The organism is Dyadobacter koreensis (genome assembly GCF_900108855.1).
Lineage (GTDB): Bacteria > Bacteroidota > Bacteroidia > Cytophagales > Spirosomataceae > Dyadobacter > Dyadobacter koreensis.
The window spans coordinates 41,849-60,055 of sequence record NZ_FNXY01000003.1; the positions used below are offsets into that span (position 1 = coordinate 41,849).

Annotated in this window: 10 protein-coding genes; 8 read left to right on the forward strand and 2 right to left on the reverse strand. The window is 42.4% G+C overall.

What is annotated here, in order from left to right:
• Positions 1 to 19 precede the first annotated feature (19 nt).
• The 8 genes from BMY70_RS08880 (at position 20) to BMY70_RS08915 (ending at position 12,454) form a co-directional block, all read left to right on the forward strand.
• The gene (locus tag BMY70_RS08880) at positions 20 to 1,492 is read left to right on the forward strand and encodes a BNR-4 repeat-containing protein (protein ID WP_229209543.1); all 1,473 of its coding nucleotides are present in this window, start codon (positions 20 to 22) and stop codon (positions 1,490 to 1,492) included.
• Between the two features lie 23 nt (positions 1,493 to 1,515).
• Entirely contained in the window at positions 1,516 to 1,968 is a 453-nt protein-coding gene (locus BMY70_RS08885; protein WP_090334835.1) for an SRPBCC domain-containing protein, read from the forward strand.
• Positions 1,969 to 2,077: 109 nt separating this feature from the next.
• Entirely contained in the window at positions 2,078 to 4,675 is a 2,598-nt protein-coding gene (locus BMY70_RS08890; RefSeq protein ID WP_090334836.1) for a TonB-dependent receptor, read from the forward strand.
• A gap of 199 nt (positions 4,676 to 4,874) precedes the next feature.
• Entirely contained in the window at positions 4,875 to 8,012 is a 3,138-nt protein-coding gene (locus BMY70_RS08895) for a SusC/RagA family TonB-linked outer membrane protein (RefSeq protein WP_090334837.1), read from the forward strand.
• A gap of 30 nt (positions 8,013 to 8,042) precedes the next feature.
• Positions 8,043 to 9,527, forward strand: coding sequence for a RagB/SusD family nutrient uptake outer membrane protein (locus BMY70_RS08900; RefSeq protein WP_090334838.1), 1,485 nt, complete (start codon positions 8,043 to 8,045; stop codon positions 9,525 to 9,527).
• 188 nt (positions 9,528 to 9,715) lie between these two features.
• A complete protein-coding gene (locus BMY70_RS08905) occupies positions 9,716 to 10,972 on the forward strand; it encodes an NAD(P)/FAD-dependent oxidoreductase (RefSeq protein ID WP_090334839.1) in 1,257 nt (418 codons plus the stop codon).
• Positions 10,973 to 11,117: 145 nt separating this feature from the next.
• Complete coding sequence (locus tag BMY70_RS08910) at positions 11,118 to 11,669, forward strand: DoxX family membrane protein (RefSeq protein WP_177196989.1); 552 nt, start codon at positions 11,118 to 11,120, stop codon at positions 11,667 to 11,669.
• Positions 11,670 to 11,779: 110 nt separating this feature from the next.
• On the forward strand, positions 11,780 to 12,454 hold the full coding sequence (locus BMY70_RS08915; RefSeq protein WP_090334840.1) for an outer membrane beta-barrel protein: 675 nt from the start codon (positions 11,780 to 11,782) through the stop codon (positions 12,452 to 12,454).
• A gap of 66 nt (positions 12,455 to 12,520) precedes the next feature.
• On the opposite strand, the gene BMY70_RS08920 is transcribed toward BMY70_RS08915, so the two are convergent.
• Positions 12,521 to 13,717 carry an efflux RND transporter periplasmic adaptor subunit gene (locus BMY70_RS08920; protein WP_090334841.1) on the reverse strand — a complete coding sequence of 399 codons (1,197 nt, stop codon included), beginning with the start codon at positions 13,715 to 13,717 and terminating at the stop codon, positions 12,521 to 12,523.
• 60 nt (positions 13,718 to 13,777) lie between these two features.
• A complete protein-coding gene (locus BMY70_RS08925; RefSeq protein ID WP_090334842.1) occupies positions 13,778 to 18,112 on the reverse strand; it encodes a CusA/CzcA family heavy metal efflux RND transporter in 4,335 nt (1,444 codons plus the stop codon).
• Between the last annotated feature and the right edge of the window lie 95 nt (positions 18,113 to 18,207).

Here is an 18,207-nt window from a genome sequence, read left to right on the forward strand (position 1 = left end):
GTTTCTATTTCCATGCATTATGAATAATAATCAACTACCCTTTCTGGCTTTTATTTTTGTTGTCATCACTCATCTTTCTGTTAATGCACAAGAAAAAAATACACCGACAAAAGACTCCGATGCGAAGTTTGCAGCAGCCGAACTTATTCTAAAAAAAGCGAATGGCTTCAAAGGGATCTGGTATATGAATCAGCCTTCGAATGATGAGTACGTTTATAAATATAGCGGTGGCCTGGCAACATATCCCGCCAATCACCGTCCATTCGCCATTTATTCAAAAGCGGCAGATAAAACTTTTTTCTGTTTTGGCGGGACTGATAGTTCCAATTCCACATTGCTTCACAACGTCTCCTATTTTGATCATCAGACAAAAAAGATAGCAAACCCGACCATTTTACTGGATAAAAAAACGACCGACGCACATGACAATCCGGTAATTTCAATTGATGACAAAGGATATATCTGGATCTTTTCAACCTCGCACGGAATCACCCGTCCGTCTTATATCCATAAAAGTAAAAAACCATTTGATATCACTGATTTCGAAACAATTAAAGCAACGGAAAAGATAAATGGGGCCGAGCAGGAATTCAATAATTTCTCCTATTTCCAGGTTTACTTTGTAAAAGAAAAGGGTTTTATTGCCTTGTTTACAAAATATAACAAAGCAAGCAACCGCGTGATAGGCTATAACACCAGCGCTGATGGCATCCATTGGAACGAGTGGAAAGTTTTGGCACATATTGAAGACGGCCATTATCAGATCAGTGCGGAATCCGATGGGAAAATTGGAGTTGCCTTTGATTATCACCCGAAAGGAAAAGGATTAAACTACCGGACAAATCTTCATTATCTGGAAAGCGCCGACTTTGGAAATACCTGGCAAAATGGCGATGGGCAAACCGCTCAGCTTCCTGTCACAGAGACGAAAAACATCGCACTGGTAAAAGATTATTCAACCGAAAAATTAAATTGTTATTTGCTGGACATCACTTTTGATAAAAAAAACAAACCGGCTATTCTTGTTATTTCGAGTAAAGGCTATCAAGCCGGTCCGATGAACAATCCGAGAGCATGGACAGTTTTCAGACATCAAAAAAATAAGTGGGATCATCACGTAGCAACGACTTCAGACAATAATTATGACATGGGTTCAATTTATGTTGAATCTGACAGGGTAGTGAAAATCATCGGGCCAAGTATCGATGGTCCGCAGGCCTATAATCCCGGCGGGGAAGTTGCCATGTGGGAAAGTATTGACGGTGGGGAAACCTGGAAAAATAAAAGACAAATGACCAAAAACAGTCTGATGAACCACTCTTATGTAAGGAGACCTTTACATGCTCACGCTGATTTCTATGGAATCTGGGCAGACGGAAACGGAAGAAAACCTTCGGAATCTTTTTTGTATTTTACCAATCAAAACGGCGACGTATATCAACTGCCCAGAGATGGCAGCGATGAGATGTTTTCACCAATTTTAAAGCCCTGACTTTTTCCAAACCATCACCGATTATGGAACCACTAATTGTAAAAAGTACGATCGTCATTAATGCTCCCGCCTCAGAAGTCTGGGATGCACTTATCAATCCGAAAAAAACAAAACAATATATGTTCGGCTGTGAAACGGTATCCGATTGGAATGTTGGCAGTCCGTTATTATGGAAAGGAAATTACGAAGGAAAGGAGATGGTTTTCGTCAAAGGGGAGATCGTTGAAATCGAACCGGAAAAGTTATTAACCTATACAACAATCGATCCTAATTCCACCATTGACGATATCTCCGAAAATTATCTTCAAGTTACCTATTTACTTTCGACTGATAACGAAAGGACTATTTTGACTGTAACACAAGGCGATTACAACATGGTTGCCGACGGCGAAAAACGGTATCAGGAAGCTTTTAATAATGGCATAGGCTGGAACCCAATTTTGAATGAAATCAAGAAACTGGTTGAAAAACAATAATGTAACCGTTCTGCACAAATAGCTTTACAGGAAATATTATTTAGTAATTATAAAAAAGCATAAACTATTATTAGTTTAATTTGCCCTTTTATTACTAAATATTCGTCACATGACTAAAAGTTATTTATCACTATTTCTTGTTTTGCTTTCACTTTCAGCATTCGCGCAAAAGTTTAAAGTATCGGGAAAAATTACAGATGCTAACGGAGAGCCCTTAATTGGAGCCTCTGTTATTGAAAAGGGAACCAACAACGGTACGACAGCTGATGGAAGCGGAGTTTATACATTATCAGTTGGATATTCCGGTGCGACTTTAATTGTTACTTACGTTGGTTATAACAAAATCGAAAAAGAAATTAACGGTCAGGAAATTCAGAATTTCACGCTCGAAGATGCGACCTTACTGAGCCAGGTAACGGTTGTAGGTTCGAGAAATATGAATCGTTCCTCTACCGACACGCCTGCTCCGATTGACGTGATCAATATTCAGGAAGTTACCACCAAACAAGGCCAGCTTGATGTCAATCAGCTTTTGCAATTTGCCGCTCCTTCATTTAATTCAAACAGACAGACTGGTTCAGATGGTGCCGACCACGTAGATCCGGCTTCCCTCCGCGGTTTGGGACCTGATCAAACGCTGGTTCTTATCAATGGAAAACGTCGCCACCAATCGGCATTAGTTAACCTGTTTGGTTCAAGGGGCCGTGGAAATACAGGAACTGATTTGAATGCTATTCCGGCGGCTGCCATTGAAAGAATAGAAATTCTGAGAGATGGAGCTGCTGCGCAGTATGGTTCGGATGCGATCGCAGGTGTGATTAATATCGTTTTAAAAGAAACGGTTAGTCAGCTGACAGCGAATGTCAACGCTGGGATGTACAAAGCCAAATATCGTTTTGACGACAAAAATTTTGATGGACAGAATTATAATGTCAACCTTAATTATGGTTTGAAAATTGCAAAGACAGGTTTTCTAAACGTAACTGCTGACTACAATTTCCGTGATCATACCAACCGCGCAAATACCAGTCCGCTTGACGAAATCAGTCGCAGACAATATGGAGATCCGCAGATGAAAAATGCTGCGATTTATTACAATGCAAAAATTCCGGTTAGAAAAAACTTCCAGGTTTACAGTTTTGGCGGTCACAATACCCGGACCGGCGATGCATATGCCTGGACACGTTTTGCGGATGATGTTAAAAATATCCCTTCCATTTACCCCAACGGTTTCGATCCAATTATTGCGAGTAAAATTACTGACAATGCCGCAACCGTTGGCGTACGCGGCGTCTGGAAGCAGTGGGATATCGATTTGAGCAATACCTATGGCTTCAACAAATTTGATTTTTCAGTAAAAAATTCGTTGAATACTTCCCTCGGAGCACAATCACAAACCTCATTTGAAGCGGGAGGTTTCCAATTGGGACAAAACGTAACCAACCTTAATTTCACCAGATTTTACAAATCAGTTTTAAGCGGCCTGAATATTGCTTTCGGCGGAGAATACCGCACCGAACGATACAAGATTTTTGCGGGTGAAGAAGCTTCATACACAACGTATGATCAAAACTTCGCAGGCGGCTCACAGGGATTTCCTGGATTTAGTCCGGCTGATATCACAAACCGCAGCCGGTCAAACTTTGGTGCCTATCTGGATGTAGAAGCTGACTTAACAAAAAAACTTTTGGTAGATGCGGCGGTTCGTTTTGAGAATTACAGCGATTTTGGAAGCACACTGAATGGCAAATTGGGAGCCCGATACAAGATCACGGATGATATTGCTGTTCGTGGATCGGTTAGTACAGGTTTCCGTGCTCCTTCACTGGCTCAGAAATATTTTAACTCGACTTTCACCAATTTTGTGAATGGTCAGGCGGTACAGGTACTTCTGGCAAATAACAACAGTGCCGTCACAAAAGCACTTGGAATTCCAGAGCTTAAACAGGAAACTTCCCAAAATGCGAGCCTGGGTGTCACGGTGACTCCAAAAGGCTCTGCCTTGTCTGTTACGGTTGACGGATATTATGTAAAAGTAAAAGACCGTGTCGTTCTTACAGGTCAGTTTAGCGACGAAGATGAGGCGATTGGTCCGTTATTGAAATCATTAAATGTTGGTCAGGCTCAGTTTTTTACCAATGCACTTTCTTATACAACGACCAAAGGAATTGACGTGATCGTCGCTCACTCGACAGCTCTTGGCAGAGGCCGTTTCAGTACCACTTTGGCTGCTAACTTCAACTGGATGAAATTAGGGCCGATTAATACAAGTCCGGCGCTGATCGGGAAAGAAGATACATACTTCAATCAGAGAGAACGCAGTTTTGTACTCGCTTCTGCACCACCATCCAAGATAAATTTAACGTTTGACTACACAGTCAGCAAATTAAGTCTGATGGTAAGATTCGTTCGTTTTGGCGAAATAAAACTGACAAACTGGAATTATGGCTCTATTAACGAAGAGACAAACCAGGAGTATACGGAAGCGGAATATACAGACATTTACAAACCAAAAATTCAGACAGACGTAACTGCAAATTATAAATTCAGTAAAAACATTTCCCTTTCTATCGGTGGAAGTAACATCCTAAATGTATACCCAAATATGTCTAAACCTTACCTGACAGAATCAGGAGGCGCATGGGATCCGGTTCAGATGGGTAGCAACGGCGCTTTCTTGTTTACCAGAATAGGCTTTAAATTTTGAAATTTTTTCTGAAACTGCGGCTTCAACCAAAATGGAGCCGCAGTTTGTTTTCAACAATTCCGGTAACATTGATTTGCAATCATTTGACAAAAAATACAATTGAAGAATTCTAATAATATTTAGACTTATACAGGAGTCTACATGAAGGTGCGGTTAATTTCAATGCTGACATTTGAAGTAAATCTAATCGCATCAAACCATGCATATTTACTACTCATCAAAAAAGGCGCTTGAAAAGCTTTTTTATAAAACATTTCTGCTGATCTGTTTTATGATGACCGCTGCCTTATCCTCCTTTGCACAGACCAACGTAACCGGAAAAGTTACAGGAGTTCAAGGCAATGAAGCTTTACCCGGTGTCAACATCGTGGTGAAGGGAACGACCGTAGGAACTTCAACCAATGTCGATGGCACTTACACGATCAGTGCCCCCGGTGATGCCACGCTAAAAATTTCTTTCATCGGTTATGAACCGCAGGAAATTCCTGTAAACGGGCGCTCGAAAATCGATATCGCTTTAAAAGAAGATTCCAAATCATTATCGGAAGTTGTCGTGATTGGTTATGGAACTTCAAAAAGAGCAAACCTGACCGGTGCCGCAGCGAGTATTTCTTCCCGCGATATCGAAGAAAGACCTGTTTCCAGACTGGAGAATGTTCTTGCTGGACAACTTCCCGGCGTTGACGTACAAACCACCACGGGAGAACCAGGTGCTGCTTTACAGATCCGTGTACGTGGAACAGGTTCTTTAAATGCCTCTAATGATCCTTTGTATGTTGTTGATGGCGTTCCTGTGGAATCACTTAATGGTATAAATCCATCGGATGTTCAAACAATTGACGTTTTGAAAGATGCTTCTTCCGCAGCGATTTATGGTTCAAGAGGCTCGAATGGCGTTGTTATTATTACAACAAAAAGAGGCGTAAAAGGAAAGCCGAGAATTCAGTTTAATATGACTCAGGGAATTTCCCGCGTTGAAGGTCGGCTGGATATGATGAGTCCCGAGCAATGGATTCAGCAGCGCAAGGAGGGAATCGATGCAGCGTGGGTGAGCCGTGGAATTTCGCTAAAAAAACCTTATACCGCAGCGGATCCGATGGCTTTCCGGGCGCAGGAACTGGGCATAGGAATCAATAATCCCAATACAGGCTTAATGTATGATCCGAAATGGGCTTACGGGACGGACAGTCTGGATTATGTCGATTGGCAGGACGCATTTTTTGGAAACACAGGCGTGCTTTCCAACTACCAGCTAAGCGTAAACGGAGGAACGGATAATGTGACGTATAACATCAACGGTAGTTATATGGATCAAAAAGGTGTGATCATTAACACAGGATACAAACGCGCAACCGTCAGAGCGAATATTGATGCAAATATTAACAAATTCATCAAAGTTGGCCTGACTTTATCGCCTTCTGTCGAATGGATCACGGGTGGAGGACAAGTTGACGGAAAAGATCGCCAGGGAATGAATGCCGTTCAAATGCCACCAGTTGCACCTTTGGGAACCGGGTATTACGTGGGCGCTCAACCGAATGGGACTTATCCCTGGTCTGGCCGTTATGTGAGCCCCATTGCTGTTCTGGAAAGAACAGAAGTAGATCAGACCAGAAATCGTTTGAACACAAATATTTATATGCACGCCACTCTGGCGCGCGGTTTGCAATTGCAGATTACCGGTGGTATGGACAATAATTCCACCATTTCAAATACTTTCACTCCTACCAACGCAATCCGCGACTGGGCTGCTGCTCCTTATGCTGGTTATGCCTCTACTTCGGATAGACAAAATTCTACCGACTACCGGTTTTTATTTCAGAGCACGTTGAACTATAACCGATCATTTGGCAAACATAATATTTCAGGATTATTGGGATACTCGGTTGAAAGAACGCACGGATATGGTAACCGCCAAAACCATACACGCCTTCCTAACGACTGGACGAATCTTTTCAATCAGGGATCTTCAACCGTTTCGACGTCAAACATTTCCGAAGATAAAACGGCTTTACTTTCTTACTTCGCGCGTGTGCAGTATGACTTCAAGGAAAAATATCTTTTCTCTGCAAGTTTGCGTCGCGACGGTTCATCTAAATTTGGCTCGTCGAATCGATGGGGAACATTTCCTGCTGTATCCGCTGCCTGGCGCGTATCAAGCGAGAGTTTCATGCAGAATATTGAAAATATTACCGATTTCAAGCTGCGTGCCAGTTATGGTATTACCGGAAATAACCGCATCCCGAACAATGCACAATTCTCCTTGCTGGGAAACAGTGATTATGCTTTAAATGGTGCTCAGCAAACAGGTTATGCGCCTTCTGGCTTTGAGAACACATTACTGGGCTGGGAACAAACAAGCAGCTACAATTTCGGTGTAGATTTCGGATTATTCAAAAACCGAATCATCGTTGCAGCGGATTATTACAATAGAAAAACATCTGAATTACTCTTGCAGGCACCTGTTTCTTCCCTGACCGGATTTACCCGAAGCTGGCAGAATATCGGTGATATTGAAAATAAAGGGTTTGAACTGTCTGTCAATACTAAAAATACACTTGGACAATTCAAATGGGGAACCAACTTCAATTTGTCTTACAACCGCAACCGCGTTTTGCAACTTGGTTATGACAATACGCCAATTCCGTCTGGTTTCTCTGGTCTGACCTCCATGATCGAAGTCGGACAGCCGATCGGTTACTTCAAGTTGTATGACGCCACAGGAGTATACAGAGATCAGGCTGATGTGGATGCGAATCCTAAAATGGCCAAAACGCTTCCCGGTGATTCAAAATATCGTGATGTAAATAACGACGGAAAAATTGACGATAACGACCGCACGAAAGTAGGACAACCTCTTCCTGCATTTGTTTATGGACTGACCAACACATTCTCTTACCGTAATTTTGATTTAAATATTCTGGCAACTGCGCAGACTGGAGGTATGATCTACTCCATGATTGGCCGCTCTATTGACCGTCCTGGAATGGGCTATCTTTACAACAAACTTGCGAAATGGGAAAACAGCTGGAAGTCACCTGAAAATCCGGGTGATGGAATGACGCCAAATATCAACGCTTCCACCGGTTCATATTATGATACAAGATGGCTTTACAGCTCTGATTACATCCGCGTCAAAAACATAACATTCGGCTACAACGTACCAAAAATGAAATGGTTTGAAAGAGCAAGAATTTATGTTTCGGTAGAAAATCCGTTTATCTGGCACAAATACTCAGGCGGATTTACACCCGAAGCTGCCAACAACGAGGGAGGCGATTACGGCGGATATCCGCAGTCAAAAACCTATTCGATTGGTATTAACCTGAATCTTTAATTCCATGCTTCGGCATTAATCAGATACATCATGAAAATCAAAAATATATTTCCCTGTCTTCTCGCGATCGGCCTTTCAGGAGCACTAATTTCATGCAGTGAAGATATCCTGGACATCACGCCGTTGACGAATAATACTGCTAACGATTTTTACAAAACAGAAGATCAGGTCAACCAGGGTGTACTGGCAATTTACAACGCCTGGCTGCCCGTTCCTGTGTCTTCAAACTGGTATTTGTCGGAAGTTCGTTCTGATAATACACATGAAATCGAAGGTGGTGCGCAGCGCGATTATAAAGAAGTCGGTACTTTTATAGCTTCTTCTCAAACGGCTGCGTTTCAGACAGCATGGACTCAGCTGTACAGTGTGGTTTACCGTTCAAACATCGTGCTCTCTAAAATTGAAGGTTTCGAATTTGCCCGTGTCGCACAGTTTAAGGCAGAAGCACGGTTTTTCCGTGCAATGGCTTATTTTGATCTGGTTCGCTATTGGGGTGATGTTCCTTTGGTGGAAAAAGTCCTGAGTTTTGTAGAAGCAAAAAATACGCCGCGTTCTCCGACACTTGACATTTACAAACTGATAGTGGACGACCTGACTTTCGCTTCGGAAAATCTTCCTGCCTCTTATGCCGCAACCGAAAAAGGACGGGCGACGAAATATGCTGCAAAAGCATTATTGGGCCGTGTATACCTAACAATGGCTGGTTATCCATTGAAGCAAACAGATAAACTTGCTCTCGCCAAAGCGCAGCTTGCTGATGTAATGGCAGTTGGGACATCCTTATTTCCTACGCCTGCGCTTTACCGGGATTTGTTTACAATAGCCGGAAAAAACAAATATCATATTTTCGAAGTACAATATATTTCTGGCGGCAAAGGACTTGGGAGCTCGCTGCCATCCGAAATGGCTTTCCAGTTTCCTTCTCAGTGGAGTTCTTTCACGGGCGGATTTGAAGGCCAGGTAGAACCTGCCCTGCTGGCATCTTATGCGCCAACGGACGTCAGAAAACAGGCCACGCTGGATTCAGGCTATACAGATACAAAAACTGGTGCCACATCCGGTCGGGTTCAGTTCACTAAATTTCTGGAAAAAGGAGATGCAGCTGTTACATCCCGCTCTGACTATGGCCGGAATTTTCCGGTTATCCGTTATGCCGATGTCTTGCTGATGTACGCCGAAATTCTTAACGAGGAAGCAGGAACTCCACCCGTCCAGGCCATTGAGTTACTTAATCAGGTTCGCGCAAATGCAAAAGTTGCCCCCGTGACACCAGCTACAAAAGCAGAGATGAAAATTGCTCTGGAAAATGAGCGGCGTTGGGAATTTGCAGGTGAGGGTTTACGTTGGTTTGATTTGATTCGTACGGAACGTGCCATTCCTGTAATGAACGAGTTTATAAGATCACATGATATTCCGCTTGCAAACGGTATCACGCAAAGAGATTTATTGTTCCCGGTCCCACTTAATGAAATGCTGATTAATCCGGGTTTCTGGAAACAAAACGAAGGATATTGAGAAGCTATTAATTATTAAAATTCATACGCCGTACAGATCGCCAATCAGATCCGTACGGCGTCTTTGTTTTCGCAAAACCATTATAAATTAAGTTACATAAGAGGTTTTATTCCGTCAAAAACCTGAATGGCACAGCATTTATAACTAATATGCAAACAATTATATCTTAACCCATTAAAGTAAGCGAAATGAAAATTGTAATTATCGGAGGTGGATTCGCAGGTATTAATCTTGTTAGACAGCTAAGTAACAAGCCAGGTATTGAACTCATATTAGTAGATAAAAACAATTATCATTTCTTCCCACCCCTGATATACCAGGTTGCTACATGCTTTCTGGAAGCTTCCAGCATCAGCTATCCTTTCAGGATGTTTATGCACAAAATTAAAAATCTGAGATTCAGGCTTGGAACACTTGTTAAGGTTTTCCCGGATGAAAAAAAAGTTCTTCTGACTACAGGGGAAATTACCTATGATTACCTGGTTTTGGCCAGCGGAACGGTAACCAATTTTTTTGACATGAAAAATGTTCAGGAAAATGCTATTCCAATGAAGACTTTGGACGACGCCATGGCAATGCGAAATATCCTGCTTCAGCGTCTTGAAAAAGCTACTGTAACAACCGACGAACTTGAAAAAGAGAAATTGACGACAATTGTAGTAACCGGCGGCGGTCCTACCGGCGTTGAAATCTCCGGGATTTTAGCCGAAATGAGAAACAGCATTCTCAGAAATGATTATCCTGAACTTGAAGGTATCAAAACGGAAATTTATCTGATAGATGGCGGCGAATCGTTATTATCCCACATGAGTGAAAAGTCGCAGCGACATACCCACGACGAGCTAAGAAGAATGGGCGTAAAAATTAAGTTAAAATGCAGGGTCAGTGATTTCGTTGACGGGCAAGTTTTCTTTAAAGACGGAGATTCGATTAATTCTTACAATCTTCTATGGGCAGCTGGAATCACTTCACAAAAATTCGACGGAATTCCGGCTGAATGTTACGGCCGTGGAAACAGACTGAACGTGAATGAATATAATGAAATTATTGGCATGCAATCTGTTTATGCAATCGGGGACACCAGCTTTCAGACAACCGATCCTGCCTATGAAATGGGACATCCGCAAGTAGCTCAGGTAGCTTTGCAGCAAGGAATAAATCTGGCTAAAAATTTTGTAAATATTCAAAAAGGGAGAAGTCTCCAATCTTTCCGCTATCAGGACAAAGGTTCCATGGCGATTATCGGAAAAAGTAAGGCGGTGGCTGATTTACCAAAGCCAAAAATCCATTTCAAAGGTTTTATTGCCTGGATCGCGTGGCTTTTTATACACTTGGTTTCTCTGATCCATTATCGCAACCGGGTAAAAACGCTCTATAACTGGTTTGTCTCCTATTTAAAAAATGATCAATCGCTGAGAATGATATTCAGGCCAAAAAATTATTGACAGCGAATTAAACGGCATAGTTAAAACTTGGAAGAATATTCTCTAACAGGTTGTAAACTTGATTCACAAGCGACAATCTATTTATCAGATTTTGGCGTAGATGGTATATCATGTCATCAATGAACATCTGTTAAATCAACCTGCTATGCGAACGCTTGTAAATCTTTTCGACCGCTTTGACAAACTCGACACAAATATCAACAAATGGCTGGTTGCTCATAGTATAGGTATCCTGCGATTTTCGATGGGAATTGTTTTTGTTGCATTTGGGATACTCAAATATTTTAACGGCATCAGTCCTATTGAATCACTTGCGACAAGAACGACGAACGTTCTAACGTTAGGAATTTTCTCAGGTCACGGCGCCATGATATTTGTTGCAACGCTTGAGTGCATAATTGGATTCTGTTTTTTATCCGGAATGTTTTTGCGTGTCGGTGTATGGCTTCTGGCTGTTCAAATGATCGGGGCCATGTCTCCTCTGTTATTTTTCCCGGCTGAATTATTTCCGGGACCTTTTCACGCACCTACCCTTGCTGCACAATATATAATCAAGGACATTATTCTGATTGCTGCCGGAATGGTGATCGCATCGACGTGGACAGGTGCAAGAATTGTTGCAAAACCACAAAGCCTGCGCAGTACGCTTGGGAAACGCGTTCCGAATGTTTATAAAAATATGACGGTGGTTCATTGATCATAATAGGTAAGTCCCTGCCAGATGCAACTGCATCTCACATTTTAGCTATCCCTACAACTATATGATCTTTTTTTGTGTCGTAAAGAATAAAATCAAAATTCAACGATATGAGAAACAAACTTTTACCAACTCTGCTTTTATGTTTCCTGACGAATCTGGTACTGGCGCAAACAGAGGTTTCAGAACGAAAAGTGCATTTTAGCTTAATGGGTGGAATTCATGTTTTTGGTGAAACTTTTTCGTACGAAAAAATCAAAACCGTGAAGGGTGTAGCTCTTGGGCTTGATCTATCCTACAAATTGTCACCAGAAAAATCAGGTTTATCCTTTCATGTTCAGCCAAACTGGAGTAATTACATACGAACAAATAGGGAGAACAATACATCATATGATTATAAAATTCAATCTATCAATATACCATTACTGCTGCGGTATACTTTCTTGACCGGTAAAATTCGTCCGTTTGTAGAGGCCGGGCTAAATTTCAGATCACGAATTTCATTTGATATTGATATAAACGGAACGATATGCCGATACGAACCAGCCATGTGTTTTCCTGGTCGTGAAAAAATAGACATGCACTCGCAAACTTCTCAGGATCGGGTTGGTGTTTTGGCGGGAATGGGAGTAGAATTTGATATTTGGAAAATCTCTATACCGCTATCAATCAGATTAAATGAAGGGATAGGTACTTACAAAATGAAACACCAATACGAAGATCATTACTATTACGACGATATTAAAACAAGAAATATTCAGATAACGACTGGGATTACATTTTAGAAACTCGTAATTCCAGTCGTTTTCTGCATTGATATCTGGATTAATGATCAGCAGACTTGCATAAAATTATTCCCCTGCCGGCTCGCTTCGTTTTGCAAATTCAGCATCGATTAGATAGGCCCCTTTCGTCACTAATTGCTGGTTTTCAAAAATAGTATCTGAGATAATTTCCACCAGATTGTCTTTTGTCGCACTTCCGATTTCTATTGGAATGCGACGAAATTCTTTCGGTTTTTCTTCGAAATAAATAAAACCACTTGCTCCTTTTCTTACCACTGACGCAGCCGGAACCATCGTCGCCTGCCGATTACCTGTCTGGATTTTAGCATTCACATAAGCGCCTGGAACAAGCTTTTCTTGCTGCTTACGATCATCGATATGCGCGTGTACGTTCAGCGTTCTCGTTTCTCCTTCCAGCACTTTGCCAACCATCAGCACATGCGCCTTAACTGGTTGCGAACCATTGTTGAATTGCACCATTACCACCTGATCTTTCCTGATTTTCGGAGCATCCTGCTCAAAAACGGTCAAAGAAATATGCATATCCGTTTTATCAGCCAACTCAAACATCGACTGGCCTGCTGCCACCTCTTTTCCAAGATTTACATTCGCAGCCGTGATATAACCATTCACCGAAGAGATAATGCGAACAGACGGAGTGATTCCTTTTTTATTTAAGGTTTCAGTGGTGAGGCCAAGAATTTTCAGCTTCGCTTCCAGCGATTGCAGCAAAGCTTTCGTCGAACGATGATTAGCCTGGGCCTGTTCAAAATTTTTCCGCGCCCCTACGTTTTCACTGCTCAGCGTACGCTGACGTTCCAGTTCCTTTTCCTGGTACGCCAGCTGACTTGCATTTTGAAGATAATCCTGCTGTAATTGTATAAATTCAAAACTTTCCAGCGTCGCCAGCAATTCTCCTTTTCTTACAGGCTGGCCAGGAATTCCCTTCATATAATTAATTTTTCCACTGATTGGCAAACTAAGAGTCGCTTGATTTTCCGGCGGAAGCTCAACGATACCATTTGCCTTCACCTCATCGCTGACCGTTTCCATTTTAACTTTACCAACCTGAATACCAATCGATTGATATTGCTGTTGTGTCAGCGAAATCTGATCAATCTGTGACGTATCAACAAGCGTTTTTTTTTCGTCAGCTTCAGCTTCTTCTTTTTTAGATTCACAGGAAATTCCTGCAAAACAAATTGTCGAAATGAGGCCGGTGTACCAAAGGCCTTTTCGCGAAATTCTTTTAAATGTTTTCATTGCGATAGCAAATTATTTTTGATTCCGGTTGCTTCCCGGCAATGCTTTTATGAGTTACGCCTACTTTTCTCCGATAATTTCTTCTATCCTGATCAGGTTAAAATCATAATCAAGGACATTGACCAGATATTCTTCCTGCAATTGATACGCCTGCTGGATCGCCGCAAAAAATTCCAGATATCCAATTTCGCCACCTTTGAAAGTGGATAATGCTGTCTGACGAATGAGATCAGCCTGTGGAAGTGCATACTCTTCATAATATTGAAGTGTAGCTGCCAGATTTTTCTGCCTTGTTTCCATCGATTCAAGCTCAGTAATCAGTTGCTCTTTTACCGAAGCCAACTGAGTTTCGTTTACTTGCTCCTGAATTTTAGCGGATTGAATTTTTGCTTTTTGTGCTTTGTTAAAGATGTGAAACGATAAACCGGCATGCAGCACATTAAAATTATTTTCCTTTGCAATCGATTGATTGATAACGCCGATGCGCCAATCCGGTAGAGTATTCCTTTGTTCAAGGCGCGTTTGAATCTGGCTGTTAGTGATGTTCTGCTGCAAAACATTCAGGAACGGATTTGAGTCGGCCGTTAAATTCGGCATCACCAAATTGTCTGAGAGTCTTTTAAAAACAGTATTTGTATCAATCGAAATGCTGTCCCGCGTGTGAAGAAGAAGTTTTAGCGAAGCATAATGGATCTGCTGTTCTCTCTGTGAACTTCTGATCCTTTGCAACAAATTTTGATAGCGGCTTTGCGCCGTAACCTGTTCCAGTCGGTTTGTTTCACCAGTTTTGAAACGAATATCGGCTGCACGAGAAGATTGCTGATAAAGATCACTTTGCTCACGAAGAAAAACGAGCAATTTCTGATCATAAACCAGCTGATAGTAAGCCCGTTTTACTTCATTTGACAAACGCCATTTATCGGCATCTAATTGATACCTTGCACTTTGGGCATTCGCTTCTGAAAGTCTTTTCTGAGTTTTATAAACACTGATCGGGGCAAAAGACTGAATGGCCGTAGCAGTGTAATCTGAATTTCTGGCCTGTGTCTGGCCATACTGTACATCCAGATCTGTTTTCGCAGGATTAAATGAAGCACCGACCAAAGCCTGCTGTCTTTCAACAATTAGTTCTCCTGATTTAACAGCAAGATTTTGAGTCGTTGCTTCCTTTACAGCCTGATCAAGTGACAAAACTCTCTGCGCCTGAACCTCTGCTTCTGGTAAAGAAAGTATAACGATCAGGATCATTCCTGAAACTAATACCCGACCCGCCCTTTTCCGATTTTCAACCCGCTCCTTCACCAGACTGTATAAAACGGGAAGCACGATCAAGGTCAATAAAGTCGCGGAAATCAAGCCGCCGATCACGACAGTTGCCAGTGGGCGCTGCACTTCTGCACCGGCCGAAGTTGACAATGCCATAGGTAAAAAACCGAGTGATGCCACACCTGCCGTCATAATTACTGGCCTGAATCGAGCCTTGACACCTGCTACAATCCGTTCCCGAAGCGACCCGACTCCTTCCTTTTCGAGCTGATCGAAATAACTGATCAACACAATTCCATTTAGAACCGCCACCCCAAAAAGTGCGATAAATCCTACACCGGCAGAAATACTAAACGGCATATCGCGTATCCACAGCGCCCAGATTCCTCCAATTGCGGAAAGCGGAACGGCTGTAAAAATTATCAGCGCTTCGGTCAGCCTTTTGAAAGTAAAATACAGCAGAACAAAAATCAGCAGCAATGAGATTGGTACCGCAATTGATAACCGCTGGCGTGCTTGCTGCAAATTTTCAAACTGTCCTCCGTAAGAATAATAATACCCAGGCGTCAGAATCACTCCTTTTTCAATTTTTGCCTGAATGTCATTTACAACACTTTCTACATCCCGGTTCAAAACATTGATACCGATCGTGATCCGTCGTTTCGTATTGTCACGGGAAATCTGTGCAGGCGCTTCTTCATAGGTAATCTCTGCCAATTCACCCAGGGGAACAGAACCACCGTTTGGAATCGTCACATACAAATTCCTTATGTCTTTCAAGTCTGTCCGATGTAGCGTATCAAGACGAATCACAAGATCAAAACGACGTTCACCTTCAAAAACGACGCCAGCAGTTTCTCCGGCGAAAGAGGTTTTGATCAGCTGATTTACCGACGCAATATCCAGTCCATATTGCGCAAGACGGTCCCGGTGATACAAAGCTTTGATCTGAGGCAAACCTACAATAGGTTCGACGCGACAACTTGCAACTCCTTCAATCGGTTGAATTAAGGCGGCACAATCGTTGGCATGATCAAACAATTTATTCAAATCATCGCCATAAATTTTAACCACAACATCAGAACGAGCACCCGTTATCATTTCATTGGAACGCATTTGGATCGGCTGTGTAAATTCAGCCATAACACCAGGGACCTCCCTTTCCAAAACTTTATTCATTTTTTCGGAAAGCTCCTCCCGTGTATGCGCCGAAGTCCACTCGGAACGATCTCTCAAATTGATCATCTGGTCGGTCATTTCTACCGGCATCGGATCAGTTGGCACTTCCGAAGCGCCGATACGCCCCACAATCTGTCTTATTTCAGGGAAACTGTTAAGCAGCGCACGTTCCGCTTTTAAAGACGCCTGAATGGTTTCTGTAAGGGAAGTACCGGTCGGCATTCGGAGATCGATGGCAATATCACCTTCATCCAGCTGCGGAATAAATTCTCCTCCCAAAGCCCTAAAAAGCATTATACTTCCGACTAACAAAACCATTGAACCACCGACAATTGCTTTCCGATAAGACAATGCTCCTTTAATTAACGGCTGGTAAAAAAGATATAATTTATTGACCAGACGGTCAGAGAAATTCTTTTCATTATTAATTTTTGAAGCAAGGAACAGCGATGAAGCCATTGGTACATAGGTGAATGAAAGAATCAATGCACCCAGGATCGCGAAACTTACGGCAAGGGCCATGGGTTGGAACATTTTGCCCTCAATGCCCGAAAGCGAGAGGATGGGAAGATAAACGATCAAAATTATAATTTGTCCGAAAACCGCAGAGGTCAGGATTTTTGAAGCATTAACCTGAACGGTATCGTCCATTTGTTTCTGTGAAAGTTTGTCTCCCGTCTTGAAATGTGTCTGCAGATAATGCATCACACCCTCGACAACGATCACGGAGCCGTCAACTAAAAGTCCAAAATCGATCGCACCCAGGCTCATCAGGTTTGCTGACACTCCAAACGTATGCATCATACCAAAAGTAAAGAGCATGGAAAGCGGTATGACGGAGGCTACGATGAGTCCCGCACGAAGACTTCCCAGCAGCAAAACCAGAACGAAAACAACAATTAACCCTCCTTCCAGCAAGTTATTACGAACCGTTTTGATGGCTTTATCAATCAGTTTCGCGCGATCAATAAACGATTCAATTTTAACGCCTTCCGGTAACGATTTTTGAATTCTTGCCATGCGTTCTTTGATCGCTTTCACGGTCCGGTCTGCGTCGGCACCTTTCAACATCAGCACTACGGCACCTACCGCTTCACTTTTTCCGTCACGTGTCATCGCACCGTAACGCACCGCATGGCCGAATTGCACCGTTGCAACATTGCTTACTTTCATCGGCACGCCGTTTACCGTTTTAATAACGATACTCCCAATATCATCCAGATTTTTAACGGTTCCTTCACCGCGGATAAAATATGACTGGCTGTCTTTTTCAAGATAGCTGCCTCCCGTATTACTATTATTTCTTTCCACAGCCGTAAAAACATCACCGATCGTGATACCCGCTGCGCGCAGTTTTTCAGGATTGATACTTACCTCGTATTCTTTAACAAAACCTCCAAAACTGCTGACTTCAACAACACCTGGAATGCCAGTCAACTGACGTTTCACGATCCAATCCTGCATTGTTCTTAGCTCAGAAAGGTCGTAACGCTTCTCATAACCGGGCTGTGGAACCAGCGTATACTGATAAATTTCCCCAAGTCCCGTAGTGATCGGAGCAAGATAGGGTGATCCGAATTCTTTCGGAATATCCTGAGCAGCAAGTGAAATTTGCTCTCCAACCAGCTGCCTCGCTTTAAGAATATCCATATTGTCGTCGAAAACAACTGTGATGACAGAAAGTCCGAGCCGCGACACCGAGCGAATTTCTTCAACTCCCTGAACGTTGGTCAGACTAAGTTCGATCGGAGCAGTGATATATTGTTCAACCTCCTGTGCGGCGAGTGCCGGCGTCTGGGTCAATACGACAACCTGGTTGGTGGTAATATCAGGAACTGCATCAATCGGAAGCTTTGAAAGTGCATAGATTCCCCAACTGATCAGGCCCAAAACCATGAGGCCCACGATCAATTTGTTCCGTATACTAAAACGGATTATTGAATCAAACATAAATTGAATATCAATTGACTGTCGGTGACAAATTGTAGATACCAGCGGAAACCCACTTTAAAAAGAAGATCTCAATTTTTAGAATTATTGAAATA